General features: G+C 72.9%; 14 protein-coding genes. 8 read left to right on the top strand and 6 right to left on the bottom strand.

Features of this window, described 5'->3' with window-relative positions; all coding sequences use genetic code 11:
* Positions 1-116: 116 nt before the first annotated feature.
* Entirely contained in the window at positions 117-758 is a 642-nt protein-coding gene (locus AB0L00_RS30875; protein WP_364440585.1) for a methyltransferase domain-containing protein, read from the bottom strand.
* A 295-nt stretch (positions 759-1,053) separates the two neighbouring features.
* Here AB0L00_RS30875 and AB0L00_RS30870 point away from each other — a divergent pair, with 295 nt between their 5' ends.
* The 7 genes from AB0L00_RS30870 (at position 1,054) to AB0L00_RS30840 (ending at position 8,231) form a co-directional block, all read left to right on the top strand.
* The gene (locus tag AB0L00_RS30870) at positions 1,054-2,391 is read left to right on the top strand and encodes a glycosyl hydrolase family 8 (protein ID WP_364440584.1); all 1,338 of its coding nucleotides are present in this window, start codon (positions 1,054-1,056) and stop codon (positions 2,389-2,391) included.
* Between the two features lie 156 nt (positions 2,392-2,547).
* A complete protein-coding gene (locus AB0L00_RS30865) occupies positions 2,548-3,441 on the top strand; it encodes an acyl-CoA dehydrogenase (protein WP_364440583.1) in 894 nt (297 codons plus the stop codon).
* The gene (locus tag AB0L00_RS30860) at positions 3,438-4,130 is read left to right on the top strand and encodes a PIG-L family deacetylase (RefSeq protein WP_364440582.1); all 693 of its coding nucleotides are present in this window, start codon (positions 3,438-3,440) and stop codon (positions 4,128-4,130) included. The genes AB0L00_RS30865 and AB0L00_RS30860 overlap by 4 nt, the downstream gene beginning before the upstream one ends.
* Positions 4,127-4,717: an SAM-dependent methyltransferase gene (locus tag AB0L00_RS30855; protein ID WP_364440581.1), complete on the top strand. Its 591-nt coding sequence runs from the start codon at positions 4,127-4,129 to the stop codon at positions 4,715-4,717. Before AB0L00_RS30860 ends, AB0L00_RS30855 begins: the two co-directional genes overlap by 4 nt.
* Positions 4,714-5,328, top strand: a complete 615-nt coding sequence (locus AB0L00_RS30850) for a glycosyltransferase (RefSeq protein ID WP_364440580.1) — start codon at positions 4,714-4,716, stop codon at positions 5,326-5,328. Before AB0L00_RS30855 ends, AB0L00_RS30850 begins: the two co-directional genes overlap by 4 nt.
* Before the next feature lie 136 nt (positions 5,329-5,464).
* Positions 5,465-7,252, top strand: a complete 1,788-nt coding sequence (locus AB0L00_RS30845) for a discoidin domain-containing protein (protein ID WP_364440579.1) — start codon at positions 5,465-5,467, stop codon at positions 7,250-7,252.
* A 118-nt stretch (positions 7,253-7,370) separates the two neighbouring features.
* Positions 7,371-8,231, top strand: a complete 861-nt coding sequence (locus AB0L00_RS30840) for an aldo/keto reductase (RefSeq protein WP_364440578.1) — start codon at positions 7,371-7,373, stop codon at positions 8,229-8,231.
* Positions 8,232-8,262: 31 nt separating this feature from the next.
* Here the strand turns inward: AB0L00_RS30840 and AB0L00_RS30835 are convergent, their stop codons facing one another.
* From AB0L00_RS30835 to AB0L00_RS30815, 5 genes are all read right to left on the bottom strand, one after another.
* Complete coding sequence (locus AB0L00_RS30835) at positions 8,263-10,791, bottom strand: ABC transporter permease (protein WP_364440577.1); 2,529 nt, start codon at positions 10,789-10,791, stop codon at positions 8,263-8,265.
* The gene (locus AB0L00_RS30830; RefSeq protein ID WP_364440576.1) at positions 10,791-11,564 is read right to left on the bottom strand and encodes an ABC transporter ATP-binding protein; all 774 of its coding nucleotides are present in this window, start codon (positions 11,562-11,564) and stop codon (positions 10,791-10,793) included. The genes AB0L00_RS30835 and AB0L00_RS30830 overlap by 1 nt, the downstream gene beginning before the upstream one ends.
* Positions 11,565-11,779: 215 nt before the next feature.
* A complete protein-coding gene (locus AB0L00_RS30825; RefSeq protein ID WP_364440575.1) occupies positions 11,780-12,805 on the bottom strand; it encodes a permease prefix domain 1-containing protein in 1,026 nt (341 codons plus the stop codon).
* Positions 12,806-12,807: 2 nt separating this feature from the next.
* Positions 12,808-13,125, bottom strand: a complete 318-nt coding sequence (locus tag AB0L00_RS30820) for a helix-turn-helix transcriptional regulator (protein WP_364440574.1) — start codon at positions 13,123-13,125, stop codon at positions 12,808-12,810.
* Between the two features lie 57 nt (positions 13,126-13,182).
* Positions 13,183-14,097, bottom strand: a complete 915-nt coding sequence (locus tag AB0L00_RS30815; RefSeq protein ID WP_364440573.1) for a Gfo/Idh/MocA family oxidoreductase — start codon at positions 14,095-14,097, stop codon at positions 13,183-13,185.
* Between the two features lie 210 nt (positions 14,098-14,307).
* Between AB0L00_RS30815 and AB0L00_RS30810 the strand changes: the two genes are divergently transcribed.
* A complete protein-coding gene (locus AB0L00_RS30810) occupies positions 14,308-16,287 on the top strand; it encodes a putative Ig domain-containing protein (RefSeq protein WP_364440572.1) in 1,980 nt (659 codons plus the stop codon).
* Positions 16,288-16,425 lie beyond the last annotated feature (138 nt).

Here is a 16,425-nt window from a genome sequence, read left to right as displayed (position 1 = left end):
CGCCCCCCGGCGCCGGGCCGGGGCGGCCGCCGCCCCCCCCCCCGCCCCCCCGGGGGGGGGGGGGGGGGGGGGGGCGGCCCCCCCCCCCCCCCCCCCCCCACCACCGTGCCACGGCCTCAGGGACGGATCGCGCTGCCCAGGACCTGCGGAGCGATGGGGAAGGGCATGCCGGTCTCGGCGCGGCCGAACCGATCGAGACGCTCGATCTCGAACCCGGCCGCCCGGACGGCGGTGACCGTGTCGCGACCGGTGTGACAGCCGCCGGCGACCAGCGGCCACAACGTGGCGTCGACGGCCCGCTGCACGCCTCGCCGGACCGAAGTGTCGGCTCGCACGTGCTCGAAGAACCGCAACCGGCCACCGGGCCGCAGCACACGGATGATCTCGGTCAGCGCGGCGGCCTGGTCGGGGACCGTGCACAGCACCAGGGAGACCACCACCGCGTCGAAGGATCCGTCGGCGGCGGGAAGACGGTCGGCGACGCCGGGAACGACCTCGACGGGGACGGGGGCCCGCGCGGCGGCCGCTCGGGCGACCCGCCGCAGGCGGCTCTCGGGTTCGACGGCCACGAGGCGGCGGACCTCCCGGGGGTAGTGGGCGAAGCTGGACCCGGTGCCCGCGCCGATCTCGATGACCTCGCCGGACAGGTCCGCGAGCAGTGCCCGGCGGGAGGCTACGAGCCCGCGGTCCAGCAGCGGGCAGAAGCGGGCGTAGCAGCGGGCGAACAGCGGGTGCCCTCGCGAAGTGCTATCGCGCATCCTCGATGCCCCTCTCCCTCTCGCGGCCGGCCCCTTCGCCGGCGAGGCGACGACGGCCACTCCCCAAGTCTCACCGTTTCCGGGGTCGGCGGCGAGGTGCGACTCCAGCATTAATGCGGACTACGGATTAACTGACTTGCAGTTACGGCATGATTAGGTCTTGACCCGGACTATTTCAGGCGCTTAACGTCCTCCACCGGGACACATGGCGCGCGCACCCGGTCGAAGGCCACCAGCGGTGGCCGACAGCCGTATTCGTCCCGACCGGCATCACGTCGACGCAGAGAGGTGTTGCGTGCGCAAGAAAGCGAAACTCGGCCTGGCCCTTCTGTCGGCCCTCACCCTCCTGACCACCCCGGCAGCGGCATCGGCCGCGGAGAGCTCGTCCTCGGGGACGAACCCGCCCGCGGGAGTGGGGAATAGCCACGCCGGAGCCGCCCGGACCGGTGTGTACCCCAACGTGTTCGCGAAGGCGGGAATCTCACAGCGAGCGGTCGAGGCCAGGGTGAACGCCGCCTGGCAACAGCTCTTCCACGGTGACCCGGGTACCGATTCCACCCACCGCGACGGCCAGACGATCTACTACCAGCTGACGCCGGACATGGCCTACGTCGAGGACATCGGCAACCAGGACGTCCGTACCGAGGGCATGGGCTACGCCATGATGATGGCGGTGCAACTCGGCCACAAGCACGAGTTCGACTCGCTGTGGAACTTCGCCAAGACGAAGATGCAGTTGCAGAGCGGGTCCACCAAGTACTTCTTCGCCTGGCACACCGACACGACGGGCAAGATAATCGACCCGGGTGTCGCTCCGGACGGAGACCAGTGGATCGCCGCCGCGCTCGCGTTCGCGGAGGGCCGCTGGGGCAACGGCGACGGGATCTATGACTACGGCACCGAGGCGCGGCAGATCCTGCACGCGATGTGGCACGAGTCCGACACCGGCGGCGTCGACATGTTCGACCGGAAGTACTACCTGCCGCTGTTCACCCCGCCGGCCACGTCCCTGTACTTCACCGACCCGTCCTACGCCCTGCCGGCCTTCTACAAGGTCTTCGCCGCAGTCGATTCGTCCGACAAGGACCTGTGGGACAAGGCGTACGACGCGGGAGAGAAGCTCCTGCAGGACGCCCACAACCCGCAGACCGGCCTGGCCCCCTGCTACACCCACTTCGACGGCACGCCGTACATGTGGCCGGGGGAGAGCCCGACCGACGACTCCTACAGCCACAACTTCCAGGAAGACGCCTGGCGGGCCATCGCGAACGCGAACGTGGACGCCGCCTGGTTCGGCACGAAGCCGTGGCAGAAGCAGTACTCCAACACCCTGGAGAACTTCTTCGAGGGCCAGGGCGTGACCACCTACGTCAGCCGGTACCACCTCGACGGCACGCCGCTGTCGTCGGGACAGAACACCTACGAGCCGGCCCACGCGCAGGGGTTGGTCGCGATGAACTCGACGTCGGCGATCACGGCGACGGACAGCGCCCGGCGAGCCTTCGTGCGCGATTTCTGGAACACCGAGATCCCATCCGGCTATGCGCGCTACTACGACGGGATGCTCTACATGCTCGGGCTCCTGTACGACAGCGGCAAGTTCCGGATCTGGAGTCCGCCCGCGCGCCACTGAGACCGCGACGCGCCGGACGGCGAGGCCTTCGGTGACCGGTTCTCCGACCGAGGAGACCGCGTCACCGGAGATCTCGTGGACGAGGCCGCCGGTACCAGGTCGCTCTCCGTACGCGCAAGAAGAGCTAAAAGGGGACGATGAGGGTAGAAGCGCCGCATGTCTTCATGGGCCCGGTATGTGGAACGGCGTTTCATCGAGGTCACCGCGTCGCGGCTTCCCCTGCCCGGCGGCGGTGCGACGCGCGAGAGGTGGGCCGCGCTGGCCCGGCTCGCGGAGGAGGACCTGTCACTGGCCCGGCTGAGCGAGGGCCACTTCGACGCGCTGGCGATCCTGGCCGAGCTGAACGGCCCGGAGCCCGGACCCGGCGAACGCTGGGGTGTCTGGGCGGCCAAGCCGGCCGGCCTGGAGGTCCGGGACGGCCGCGTGCGCGGGGTGAAGCCGTACTGCTCGGGGGCGCGCGCCTGCACCCGTGCGCTGGTCACCGCGGGCGACCGGCTGTTCGCCGTGTCTCCGGGCGAGCCGATCGAGGGCAGTTGGCCGGCGACCGGCATGGCGGCCAGCGACAGCCTCAGCGTCCGCTTCGACGACGTGCCGGCCGAGGAGGTCGGGCCGGCCGGAGGCTACGTCGACCGGCCGTGCTTCCACCACGGCGGGATCGGCGTCGCGGCCGTCTGGTACGGCGGAGCCCGCGCCGTCGCCCGCGCTCTGCTCGGCGCGAAGGGGCCGCACGCGCTGGCCCACCTCGGGGCGGTGGACCTCGCGCTGACCGCCGCGCGGGACGCGCTGGAACGCGCGGCCGCCGACATCGACGCGGACCCGCTCGACCGCAAGGGCCAGGCGGCGGCGCGCGCGCTGCGGGTGCGTTCCCTGGTCGCCGAAGTGGCGGCCGGCGTGCTCGACCGTACGGGCCGGGCGCTCGGGGCGGGACCGCTGTGCCATGACGAGGCGCACGCCCGGCGGGTCGCCGACCTGACCGTCTACATCCGCCAGCATCACGCCGAACGCGACCTGGCCGCCCTCGGCGAACGGGTCACCGGGGAGGAGTGGTGAGCGCCGGTGAGCCCAACCCGATCGACGCGCCGGGCACGGCCGAGGAGACCTGGCGGTCCTGGGACGGCCTGGGCGCGCTGCCCGTCCTCGACGTGTCGCGGTGGCGGAACGTGGTCGTCCTCGCCGCGCACCCCGATGACGAGGTGCTGGGCGCGGGCGGCCTGATGGCGCTGCTCGCCGACGCCGGCGTACGGCTCCGGCTGGTCGCCGTCACGGACGGCGAGGCGTCCCATCCGGGCGAGGACGTCGCGCCCCGGCGGGTCGCCGAGACCGCGGACGCGCTCAAGCACCTCGGCGACTGCGAGGTCGTGCGCCTGGGAATGCCCGACACCGGCGTACGGGACACCGAGCTCGCCCGGCTGCTGCCCGGCCTCCTCGACGGCTTCGACGTCTGCCTCGCCCCGTGGGAGAAGGACGTCCACTCCGACCACGAGGCCACGGGACGCGCCGCCCTCACGTGCGGCGTCCAAGTGCTCCGGTTCCCCATCTGGACCTGGCACTGGGCGCGGCCCGCCGACCCCCGATTGCCCTGGGACCGTGCGGTCCAGATGCCGTTGCCGGCCGAGATCGCCGAGCGCAAGCGGGCGGCGATCGAATGCTTCACCAGTCAGCTCGAAGGTCCGGACCCGATCCTGCCGCCGGGCATCGTCGCGCACTTCACGCGATGCCGGGAGGTGTTCTTCCGGTGACCCTCGGACCGGACCACTTCGAAAAGGTCTATGCCGCGTCCAGCGACCCGTGGGGTTTCACCACCCGCTGGTACGAGGAGCGCAAGTACGCGCTCACCCTGGCGATGCTCCCCCGCCCGCGCTACGCCGACGCGTTCGAACCCGGCTGTTCGATCGGCGTCCTCACCGCGCTGCTGGCGCCCCGGTGCGACCGGCTGCTGTCCTGCGACGTCGCCTCCGAAGCCGTACGGCAGGCGCGGCTGCGATCGCCCGGGACGAGGGTGGAGCAGCGGATGCTCCCCGAGGAGTGGCCGGCCGGCGAGTTCGACCTGATCGTGTTCTCCGAGCTGCTCTACTACCTGGACCGGGACGACCTGCGGCGGGTCGTGGACCTGGGAGCCGGGTCGCTGAAACCCGGCGGCACCCTGCTGGCCGTGCACTGGCGTCACCCCGTGTCCGACCATCCGCTGACCGGTGACGAGGCGCACGCCGCCCTGCGGGCGACCGGGCTGTCCCTCCTCGCCGAGCACCGGGAGGCCGACTTCCTCGCCGAGGTGTACGTCGACGGCGATCCCGTCTCGGTGGCCGCCGCCGAGGGACTCACGTGATCGCGGGCGTCGTCGTCCCCGCACACGACGAGGAACGGCTGCTTCCCGCCTGCCTGCGGGCGCTCGGCGACGCGACGGTGGTCGTCGTCGCCGACGCGTGCACCGACCGTACGGCCGCGGTGGCGCGCGGGCACGGTGCCATGGTGGTCGAGGTCGAGGCGCGCAACGTCGGGGTCGCGCGGGCGGCCGGGGTGCGGGAGCTGCTGCGGCGAGGCGTGTCGTGGGTGGCCACCACCGACGCCGACACGCTGGTCCCGCCGACCTGGCTCGCGACGCAGTTGCGGTGCGCCGCGGACGGGTGGGAGGCCGTCGTCGGCACCGTCACGGTCGCCGACTGGACCGGCCATCCTCGGCATCGTCCCGCCGCCTACGCTCGCCACTACGCGGCCGACTCCCCCGTCCACGGCGCCAATCTCGGGTTCAGCGCGGCGGCGTACCGCGCGGCCGGCGGCTTCCCGCCGCTCGCGACGGGAGAGGACCGGGCGCTCGTCACGGCGCTGGAGCGGGCCGGGCGACGGGTGCTGCGCACGCGACGGCTCCCCGTCGTCACCTCGGCGCGCCGGCACTACCGCGCGCCGTACGGCTTCGGGCACCTGCTGACGACGCTCTGAGACGGCGTCTCCTCCGCGGCCCCGATGGCGTGAATGCTACTTAAACTTAGCCTTGACATAAGGTCAGAACGAGGTGAGTGTACGGCTCGTACAGCGCTCCCTGAGGAGCTCCCCCGCCTCGCTCTCAGGAGATCCCATGTCCCCCGCATCAGCCTCGTCCCCGGTCCGGGCCCGGACCACACGGCCGTGGAAACGGCGCGCCCGGCGTTCCTCGCGGTCGCTCGGGCACCGGTCGGTCCTGGTCATCCTGGCGCTGCTCGGCGCCTGCCTGAGCGGAGTGATCAGCACGGCCGTCGTCGGCGTCCCAGCGGCGCACGCCGGTACGGTGCCGCCGCCCCCGTCCGGCTGGACGACCGTGTTCAGCGACGACTTCGCCGGGGCCGCCGGGTCACCGCCCTCCTCGGCGAACTGGTTCTACGACATCGGCACCGGCTACGGCACCGGCGAGATCGAGCAGACCACCAGCTCCACCGCCAACTCCTACCTGGACGGGAACGGCCATCTGGTGCTCAAGGCCATCAAGAACGGCAGCACCTGGACCTCCGCACGGCTGGAGAGCACGCGTGCGGACTTCCAGGCCCCGCCGGGCGGCAAGCTGGAGATGACGGCGTCGATCCAGCAGCCCAACCCGGCCGCCGGCCTGGGGTACTGGCCCGCGTTCTGGGCGCTGGGCTCGCCGATGCGAGCCGGCGGCGGCTGGCCCACCTCCGGTGAGATCGACATGATGGAGGACGTCAACGGCCTCAACGAGGCGTCCCAGACGCTGCACGACTCGGCCAACAGCCCCGGGCACGCGCTGATCCCCTGCCCGGACACCACCTCGACCTGCCAGACCGGCTACCACACCTATTCGGTGGTCGTCGACCGCACCAACACCGCCGCCGAGACCCTGCAGTTCCTGATGGACGGCACGGTGGAGAGCACCATCACCGAGGCCTCGGTGGGCGCCACCGCCTGGCAGCAGGCCATCGACCACGGGTTCTTCATCATCTGGGACCTGGCGATGGGCGGCAACTACCCCGACGGGATCTGCGGTTGCACCACGCCGACCTCCGCCACGACGTCCGGCGCCTCGATGAGCGTCGCCTACGTGGCCGTGTACGAACAGGGCGGCAACTCGACCCCCACCGCCACCGCCACCGCGACGGGCGCGGTCAAGGGGATCAACGGCCTGTGCCTGACCAACCAGAACGCGCTGAACACCGAGGGCAACCCGATCGGCGTCAGCGCGTGCAACGGCAGTGCCGGCCAGGTCTGGTCGACCTACAGCGACGACACGCTGCGGGTGCAGGGCGGCTGCCTCGACGTGGTCAGCGCCGGGACGACGAGCGGCACCAACGTCGACTGGTATCCCTGCAACGGCACGAACGCCCAGGTCTGGAAGCCCCAGAACGGCGAACTGGTCAATCCCAACTCCGGCCTGTGCCTGACCGATCCCGGCGGCAACACCGGTGCCCGGCTCGACATCGAGACCTGCACCGGTTCCGCGCAGCAGCAGTGGACCACGCCGTCCGGCGGCTCCGGCGGCGGGTGCTCCACGACGAACCTGGCCCAGGGCAGGACCGCGACCGCGTCGTCGGCCGAGTCCGTGGCCTTCCCGGCGCCCAACGCGGTCGACGGGAACCTGGGCACCCGGTGGTCGTCGGCCTTCAGCGATCCCCAGTGGCTCCAGGTCGACCTCGGCGCCACCCGATCCATCTGCCGGGCGACCCTGAACTGGGAGACCGCCTACGCCACCGCGTTCCAGATCCAGGTCTCGGCCGACGCGAACACCTGGACGACCGTCTACTCCACGACCACCGGAACCGGAGGAACCCAGACCGTCGACGTCACCGGATCGGGCCGCTACGTCCGCGTGTACGGCACGAAGCGGGCGACCCAGTGGGGCTACTCGCTCTGGGAGCTCCAGGTCTACGGGTCCTAGAAGGAATGTGACCGGTGGGACGGATGTGGCCCGCGCGGTAACGTGGACGGCACCGCGCGGGCCGTTCCCCCGATGAGGCGTCGGCACCGGACGCCCGCCTGGCCTGGGAGGGCGGCAGATGCCGATCGAGACGGCGGAGTTCGGGCGTACCGGCCACACCAGCACGCGTGTGATCTTCGGAGCCGCGGCACTGGCCGCGGTGTCCCAGAGCGTCGCGGACCGGACCCTCGACGTCCTCCTCGAGTACGGCGTGAACCACATCGACGTGGCCGCGTCCTACGGCGAGGCCGAGGTGCGCCTCCGCCCACTTCTGCGGCGGGAGCCGGACCGGTTCTTCCTGGCGACCAAGACCGGCGAGCGTACGGCGGCCGGCGCGCGCGAAGAGCTGCACCGGTCGCTGGACCGCCTTGGTGTGGACCACGTCGACCTGTGGCAACTGCACGCCCTGGCCGACCCGATCGAGTGGGACGTCGCGCTCAGCCCCGGCGGAGCGATCGAGGCGGCCCTCGCGGCCCGGGAGGAAGGACTCGTGCGGTGGATCGGCGTGACCGGCCACGGCACGCAGATCGCGGCCACCCACCGGCGCAGCCTGGAGAGGTTCGACTTCGACTCGGTGCTGCTGCCCTACAACCACGTCACCATGCGCAATCCCTACTACGCCGACAACTTCGAGGCCCTGTACCGGACGTGCCAGGAGCGGCGGGTGGCGATGCAGACGATCAAGTCGATCGCCCTGCGCCCGTGGATGGGCCGCCCGCACACCCGGTCCACCTGGTACGAACCGCTCGAGCGGCAGGACGACATCGACCTCGCCGTCTGGTGGGCGCTCAGCCGACCCGGCGTCTTCGTCAACAGCGTCGGCGACGTGGACCTGCTCCCCCGCGTCCTCGACGCCGCCGCCCGCTTCGGCGAGGCGCCCGACGACGCCGCGATGGACGCGCTGGTCGAGCGGGTCCAGGCCGAGCCGCTGTTCGTCTGACCCGGCGGCCCGGCCGGTCCCGTCGGGAACTTCATTCGGTGTGCAGGGCGGTGAGGACGTGCAGGCGCGCGGCGCGGCGTGCGGGGACGGCGGCGGCGAGGAGCCCCGCGACCACCGCGGCGGGCAGAACGACGGCCAGGAGCGGGACGGGGACGCCCGGCGGGCCGAAGGCGCGCCCCTCCAGGGCCCGGCCGAGCGGCCAGCCGATCGAAAGGCCGAGCACGACGCCGGTGAGCGACCCGGTGACCACGGTCGTGAGCGCCTCGACCCGGACGATCGCGCGGATCTGGCGGGCCTCGGCCCCCACCGCGCGCAGCAGCCCGATCTCGCGGGTGCGCTCCAGAACACCGAGCGCCAGGGCGGTGGCCACGGCGATCAGGCCGATGAGGAGGCTCAGGGCCAGCAGACCGGTCATCATCGTGGCGATCAGGTCGATCCCGGCACCGACCCGGTGGCCGTAGCCGGCCCTGTCGTCGAGGCTCGCCTGCGGGTAGTCGCCGCGCAGCGCGACGAGTTCCGCGCGCACCTGTCGCCGGGCGCCCTCGGCGGCCCGGACGAGGATCGTCTGGTCGGCCTGCTGCGCGGGCGGGTAGTGACGCGTGTAGTCGGCGAGGGGGATGAGGAAGGCGCCGGCCACCTGGTCATAGTCGTACAGGGCGACGACGCGCACCGGCCGGGTGCCGCCCGTCGGGTAGGTGATCGGGATCGTCTGGCCGAGGTGCCAGCCGGTGCGTGCGGCCACGGTGGCGCTGACGGCCATGGTCCCCGGTCGCAGGTCGGCCATGCTGCCGGCGCGCACGTGCGGATCGACGAGTCGCGGATAGGCCTCCGGGTCGATGCCGCACAGTTTGTCGGACGTGCCGGGCGCCTGGAAGATCCCGCACGGGATCCCGGAGGCCGCGGCGACACCAGGTGATCGCGCGATCCGGCCGGTCAGCGCCGGATCCAGTCCGGCGCCCGTCCCCGGTGTGGTGCTGAGAACGTAGTCGGCGCGCAGCGATCGCCGTGCGTCGAGCGCGCGGCTGGAGGTGATGGTCGCCGCGAGCGCGGCGACGAGGGAGACGGTGGCGACCGCGACGACGAGGGTTCCGCCGGTGCCGGCGACCCGGCGCGGGTTGCGCAGCATCTGCCGGTCGGCCAGGTGTCCGCAGACGCCTGTGACGGCCGACAACAGGCGGCGTGCCGGCGCGGTGAGCGGGCGTACCAGCATGGGCCCGGCCAGACCCGCGCCCAGGAGGAGCACCAGTGCGCCGATCGCGATGGACCCCCTCCCCGAGGTCGTGACGAGCAGGAGGACCCCCGCGAGGAGGACGCACGTCGCGACGATCCGGCGCGTCCATCCGGGCGGACGGGTGCCGGTGGTCGTCAGGTCGGCGGACAGCGCGGCCAGGGGCCGCGAGCGGGACGCCCGCAGCGCGGCGGCGCCCGCCGCGACCACGGTCACGCCGACGCCGACCGCCAGCGAGGCCACGACGGTGTGCGTCCGCAGGACCGGTGCCGTGGCGGGCAGCGGCAGACCCAGAGCGCCGAGGGCGGCGCGCAGGCCGGCGGCCAGCCCGATTCCCCCGAACAGGCCGACGACGCCACCGGCCAGCCCGATCGCGGCGGCCTCCGCGAGCACGAGCCGCGCCGTCTGGCCTCGGCTCGCCCCGACGCAGCGCAGCAGGGCGAGTTCCCGCGTGCGCTGGGCGACGGTGATCGTGAACGTGTTGGCGATCAGCAGAGTCGCGACGATCAGCGCGATCACGGCGAAGGCGCCCAGGATGGCGCCGACCACCGAGGCCGCTCCGGAGATGTCGCCGGCCAGCCGGTCGGCCTGCTGAGCACCGGTCCGTACGGTGTAGGCGGCGCCCACCACCGCCTTGATGCGGTGCGCGAGGGCGGCGGCCGGCACTCCCGCCCGGCCCGCGGCCTCGACGGCGGCGTACCGCCCGCCGGTCCCGAGCAGCCCGGGCGCGCTCCCCGGCGCGAACCCGACGACGCTGAGACCGGCGACGGTTCCGGCGGAACCGAATCCGACGACGCCGCTGACGGTGAAGGTCCGCGCCCCGCCTGCCAGCGCGACCCGCAGCGTACGGCCCGGCGTCAGGTGGAGGCTGCCCGCGGTGGTGGCGTCGACGGCGACCTCGTCCGCGCTGCGCGGCCAGTGCCCGTCGCGCAGGGTGAACTGACGCAGCCTCGGGTCTGCCGGCACGGAGACGCCCACGGCGGCGGAAGACGAGACGGCGTGGCCGTGGCGATCGAGCGGCATGGCGTACCCGGCGGCGATGCCTTCCGCGGCGCTCACCCCGGACACGCCCCGCACCTTCGCGACCAGGTCGGGACGGATGGTCGGCGCGCCCGCGAGAATCGACCCTTTGAGCCCGCCGGCGTCGGTGACCATCGCGGACACGTTCCCGGCGGACCGGGCGGCCGCGTGGTGCACCCCCACGTCGATGGTGTCGGTGAGCACGTACGTCCCGGACAGGAACGCCACCGCGGCGGCGATCGCCGTCGCCGTCGTGGCGGTACGGACCCGGCGCGCGGCGATGCCCCGGCGCAGCACGGTGCGGACGCCCATCATCGCTCCGCTCCGTTCTCTTCCAGGGCGTCCAGCCGGTCGAGGATCGCCGGCAGCGTCGGTCCGGCCAGGTCCCCGGCGACGCGGCCGTCGGCGAGGAACAGCGCCCGATCGGCGTGCGCGGCGGCCGCCGGGTCATGCGTGACCATCACGACGGTCTGGCCGAGCTCGGTCACGCATCGGCGCAACAGGCGCAGCAGCTCCGTTCCCGACCGCCGGTCCAGATTGCCCGTCGGCTCGTCGGCGAAGACGACCCGCGGCTCGGTGATCAGCGCGCGGGCGACGGCGACCCGCTGGACCTGCCCACCGGACAGCTCGGCCGGACGGTGGTCGAGGCGTTCGGTCAGCCCGAGCAGGCCCACGATGGTCTCCAGCAGGCTCGGGTCGGCGCGCCGCCCGGCGAGCTGGAGCGGCAACTGGATGTTCTCCCGTGCCGTCAGCGAGGGCAGCAGGTTGAAGGCCTGGAACACGAACCCGACCCGCTCGCGGCGGAGCCGGGTCAGCTCGCGCTCGCCCATGCGGGTGATCTCCATGTCGCCGAGGAAGACCTGGCCGCCGGTCGCGGTGTCCAGCCCGGACAGGCAGTGCAGCAGCGTCGACTTCCCGGAGCCCGACGGGCCCATGACCGCGGTGAAGGACCCCGCCGGGACCGTCAGGTCCACCTCCCGGAGCGCGTCGACGCCGGTCGGCCCCTCGCCGTAGCGGCGGGACAGCCCGACCGCGCTGATGGCCGCGGTGGTCGTGGCGGTCGATGAGGACGTGGAGACGGGCATGGTTCTCCTGTGTTTCGGCATGGCTCGGCCCGCGGACCGGCCGAGGTGCGACCGGCCCGCCGACCGGGCGAGGTTGTCCTGAGGATTCGGCCGGCGAGTAGCCGTCACCGACCGGGTCGAGGCCGCCGGGCTCGGCCGGCGAGCAGCCGTCACCGACCGGGCCGGGGCGGCCAGGCTCGGCCGGCGCGCCGGCCGGCCGGGGCCGCCGGAAGGGCTCAGCCGGTGAGCACCGGCGCGCGCTCGGGTTCCGGCGTGTCGCGCGCGGGGTCGCCGCGCAGGCCGAGGAGCCCGCCGAGCGCGGCGAAGCAGCCGAAGACCGCGACCGCCTCGATGCCGACCGCGATGAAGTCGGGATCGCCGATGAGGAAGTCGGGCGCCTTGATCATGAGTCCCGCGGCCACCGAGGTGGTCGCCGCCGCACGCCAGGGATGGTGACGCAGGTCGAGCCAGCGCGTCAGCCGCGGCGCCCGGCGGCGGGCCCCCCGCCACAGCGCCTCGGCGAACCGCAGCATCCGACCTGCGACGGGCACGCGATCGGCCAGCGCACGGCAGGCCGCGGCGATCACGTCGAGGGTGTCTTCACCGTGCCGGGCCGGTCCCAGCCAGGACGTCCGCCCGGCGGCCCGGAGCCCCGCGTACACCGCGATCGGGATGCCGATCGCGGCCGCGGCGAGTGGCAGGCGTTCGGCGAACGGCACGGACGGCCGCAGGTTCCCGGCGGCCACTACCCCGACCGGGAGCAACGCGACGGCGGCCGCGGCGAGGCTGCGCCCGGCCAGTGCCGCCGGTCTCCCGGCGAGCGCCGTGCCGCGCAGCCACGGCGCCACCACGGACAGGAACAGGCCGTTGAGCCCGCAGACGACGGCGACCTGCACCAGCAGGTCCGGGACGGCGTAGAAGACGAAGGGCGACGGCCACGGCCGCGCCGGCGGCGCGGTGTTCAGGGCCAGGCCCGCCGCCGCGAACGTCACGGCGCCGCAGCCGACCAGCGCCCACGCCGCCCGGGTCAGCGAGTGCCGGACGAAGTCGGCGTTGAACTCGGCGGCGAGCGCTCGCGGGTCGCCGAACCGGGCCAGCGCGCGCTCGGCCGCCTCCTCAGGAGAGGCTCCGCCGCGCCTCTCCTCTTCGATCGACTCGGCCAGATGGTCCGAGACCTCGGCGACGATCCGGCGCCGGCGTCCCGCGCCGACGCACAGCCTGGTCAGCAGGGTTTCGAGGTAGTCGTGTGTCGAGTTCGGCATGGTCAGGCCCCCGCTCCGAAGACCGCGTCGACCGCCGCCGAGAACGACCGCCACTCCCGGCGCCGTTCGTCCACGGCGTGCCGGCCCCGCGCGGTGAGCGCGTAGACCCGGCGCCGCCGGCCTTCCTCCGCCGACCAGCCGCTCTCGACCAGGCCCGCCCGCTCCAGGCGATGCAGCGCCGGATAGACCGACCCCTCGGGCAGCTCGAAGAAGCCGCCGCTGCGCTCTCGGAGAAGGTCGATCAACCGGTATCCGTGCGCGGGGCCCGTGGCGAGCACCGCGAGCACCAGACCGTCCAGGTGTCCACGTACGGCATCCATACCTAGAAATACTAGGCTTAGAATGTCTAGGTATCAAGCGCACGGAGGCCGGCCGCGTTAGGAGGCGTCCCGCTCGTTCGTCGGAGCGGTGCCGGAGGCGTCCGCCGGGAGCCGCCCGGCGGCCTCGGCCAGGACCTCGACGACGCGCAGGCCGAACGCCGCGTCGCAGTCGTGGGAGCGCCCGGTGCGCGCCGAGTCCAGCAGCGTGTCGATCATCCGGTCGAGCGCGGCCACCGGCGTTCCCTCGTTCGAAGGCATCACGGTGACGCCGTGGTCGCCGCGGAGTTCGACCGTCGAACCCGCGGCCGCGGGCGGCGCGGTCAGGCTGAGGGTGATGGTGCTCGACGCGCCGCCGTCGTGCCGCAGGACGAGATGCACGGTGTCGCCGGGACCGGTCGTCGCCGCGGCCACGGCGCGCACATCGCCGAGCACGGGAAGCAGCACGGACAGGGCGTGCGGACCGACGTCCCACAGGGCGCCCTTCTCGCGCCGCCACGGCGAGTCCGCGAACGGCCCGCCGTCGAGCGCGCCGATCCACGCCGCGTGCGCGATGAACCAGCCGCCGCGCCGGGCCTGCTCGGCGATCCACTGCCGTACCTCGTCGGCGAAGCGGGCGGTGAAGAACACCGCCGACGCGACACCCGCCTCCCGGACCGCGGCGACGACGGCGCGCGCGTCGGACACCTCGATCGCCAGTGGCTTGTCCAGCAGCAGGTGACGACCGGCCCGGGCGGCGCGTACGGCCAGCGGCGCCTGGACGGCCGGCGGAAGCGCGATCGCGATCGCCTCGGCGTCCTCGATGAGGGCGTCCACGTCCTCGTACGGACGGGTGCCGAAGCGCTCGGCGAGCGCGCCGGCCGCCTCGGGGCGCCGGCCCCAGACTCCGACGAAGTCGACCTCGGAGTGGCCGCGCAGCGCCGGGGCGTACGCGAGGTCCGCCCACGGGCCAGTTCCCAGTAGTCCGATCCGCACGCTCTCGCCCTCCTCGTACTCTTACCGCCCTGTCGACCGACATGGTGTCGAAGTCCGGAACCGGACACCAACAGTCAAGAGCACGTAAAGTCGTATTGACCCGCAGGTGACGAATTCCTATGTTCCGCGCAGCACCACCAAACGTGGTGCCACCGGCCGGAGGGCGGTAGACCCCGCCGCATCCGGCCTCCCGCCAGAAAGGGAGCAAGGATGTCACCCCCATCCACCCGAGCCCGTCGCCTGCGGCGCACCCTCCTGACCCTCATCGCCGCACTCGCCCTGCCCATCGCCCTGCTCACCGCCGCGACCGCGCCGGCGAGCGCCGCCCCGGCCGCCTCCGGACCGCATCACGTCGCCCCGGTGAAGCGCGCGTGCGCGGCCCCCAGCCGTCGTGGCCAGATGGCGTGTCTGTCCCTCGTACGCACCGACGTGGCCGCCCGCCAGGGTGTCCACCCGAACCTGGCACCGTCCGGATACGGCCCCTCCGACCTGCAGAGCGCGTACGCCCTGCCGTCCTCGTCGGCCGGATCCGGGCAGACGGTCGCGATCGTCGACGCCTATGACGACCCGAACGCCGAATCCGACCTGGCGACGTACCGCTCCCAGTACGGGCTGTCCGCCTGCACCACCGCGAACGGCTGTTTCAAAAAGGTCAACGAGACCGGCGGCAGCAGCCTCCCGTCCGCCGACTCCGGCTGGGCCGAGGAAGAGTCGCTGGACCTGGACATGGTGTCGGCGGTCTGCCCGAGCTGCCACATCCTGCTCGTCGAGGCGACCCAGCCGAGCATGGCCGACCTGGGCACCGCGGTGAACACCGCGGTCAGCCTCGGCGCCAAGTTCGTGTCGAACAGCTACGGCGGCTCCGAGGACAGCACCGACCCGAGCAGCGACTCCTCCTACTTCAACCACCCGGGCGTCGCGATCACCGTGTCGTCGGGCGACAGCGGCTACGGCGTCGAGTACCCGGCGGCCTCGCAGTACGTCACCGCGGTGGGCGGAACCTCGCTGTCCCGGGCGTCGAACTCGCGTGGCTGGAGCGAGTCGGCCTGGTCCGGCGCGGGCTCGGGCTGCTCTTCCTATGACTCGAAGCCGTCCTGGCAGAAGGACTCCGGCTGCGCCAAGCGCACGGTGGCCGACGTCTCGGCCGTGGCCGACCCGAACACCGGCCTCGCCGTCTACGACAGCTACCAGGTCGGCGGGTGGCTCGTCGTCGGCGGCACCAGCGCCTCCTCGCCGATCATCGCCGGCGTCTACGCGCTGGGCGGGTCTCCGGCGGCCGGCACCTACCCGGCGTCCTACCCGTACGCTCACACCGGCGCGCTCAACGACGTCACCTCGGGCAGCAACGGTTCGTGCAGCCCGTCCTACCTGTGCACCGCCGGTTCCGGGTACGACGGGCCGACCGGGCTGGGCACTCCCAACGGGGCGACGGCCTTCCAGGGCGGATCCACCGGCGGCAACACCGTCACGGTGACCAACCCGGGCAACCGGACGAGCACGGTCGGCACGGCGGTCACCCTGCAGATCCAGGCGACCGACTCCGCCTCGGGCCAGACGCTGACCTACAGCGCGACGGGCCTGCCCGCCGGGCTGTCGATCAACTCCTCGACCGGCCTGATCTCCGGCACGCCGACCACGGCGGGCACCTCGAACGTCACCGTCAGCGCCAAGGACTCCACCGGCGCCTCCGGGTCGGCGTCCTTCACCTGGACGGTGAACCCGGTCGGCGGCGGGTGCTCCTCACCGGGCAACAAGGTGAGCAACGGCGGATTCGAGAGCGGCACCTCACCGTGGACGACGACCTCCGGCGTCGTCTCGGCCAACGGCAGCGGTGAGACCTCGCACTCGGGCAGCTACTTCGCCTGGCTCGACGGCTACGGCACCACCCACACCGACAGCGCCACCCAGTCGGTGACGATCCCGTCCGGCTGCAAGGCCTCGCTCAGCTTCTACCTGCACATCGACACGAGCGAGACCGGCAGCACCGCCTACGACAAGCTGACGGTCAAGGTCGGCAGCACCACGCTGGCCACCTACAGCAACGTCAACGCCGCGTCCGGATACACGCAGAAGACCTTCGACGTGTCGTCCTACGCCGGCCAGACCGTGACACTGTCGTTCAGCGGCACCGAGGACTCGTCCCTGCAGACGAGCTTCGTGCTCGACGACGTCGCCATCAACGCATCCTGACCGTGATCCATCGGGGCCCCGCGCGGCTCCCCCCCCGGGCCCCCCCACGTCGAGGGGGCGCCCGCCCGCCGCCACCGGCACGCCACCACTGGCACGCCACCACCGGCACGCCACCACCGGCACGCCACCCTTCCCAAA

This window comes from Actinoallomurus sp. NPDC052308 (assembly GCF_040679195.1).
GTDB classification, from domain to species: Bacteria; Actinomycetota; Actinomycetes; order Streptosporangiales; family Streptosporangiaceae; genus Actinoallomurus; species Actinoallomurus liliacearum.
The sequence above is the reverse complement of the archived record's forward strand: the minus strand, read 5'-3'. Positions and strand labels throughout refer to the sequence as shown.

Bases quoted from the DNA above. Each gene is read 5' to 3' on its own strand.
- AB0L00_RS30875 (WP_364440585.1), bottom strand. From the start codon at position 758: ATGCGCGATAGCACTTCGCGAGGGCACCCGCTGTTCGCCCGCTGCTAC.
- AB0L00_RS30865 (WP_364440583.1), top strand. From the start codon at position 2,548: ATGTCTTCATGGGCCCGGTATGTGGAACGGCGTTTCATCGAGGTCACC.
- AB0L00_RS30845 (WP_364440579.1), top strand. From the start codon at position 5,465: ATGTCCCCCGCATCAGCCTCGTCCCCGGTCCGGGCCCGGACCACACGG.
- AB0L00_RS30840 (WP_364440578.1), top strand. From the start codon at position 7,371: ATGCCGATCGAGACGGCGGAGTTCGGGCGTACCGGCCACACCAGCACG.
- AB0L00_RS30835 (WP_364440577.1), bottom strand. From the start codon at position 10,791: ATGGGCGTCCGCACCGTGCTGCGCCGGGGCATCGCCGCGCGCCGGGTC.
- AB0L00_RS30830 (WP_364440576.1), bottom strand. From the start codon at position 11,564: ATGCCCGTCTCCACGTCCTCATCGACCGCCACGACCACCGCGGCCATC.
- AB0L00_RS30825 (WP_364440575.1), bottom strand. From the start codon at position 12,805: ATGCCGAACTCGACACACGACTACCTCGAAACCCTGCTGACCAGGCTG.
- AB0L00_RS30820 (WP_364440574.1), bottom strand. From the start codon at position 13,125: ATGGATGCCGTACGTGGACACCTGGACGGTCTGGTGCTCGCGGTGCTC.
- AB0L00_RS30810 (WP_364440572.1), top strand. From the start codon at position 14,308: ATGTCACCCCCATCCACCCGAGCCCGTCGCCTGCGGCGCACCCTCCTG.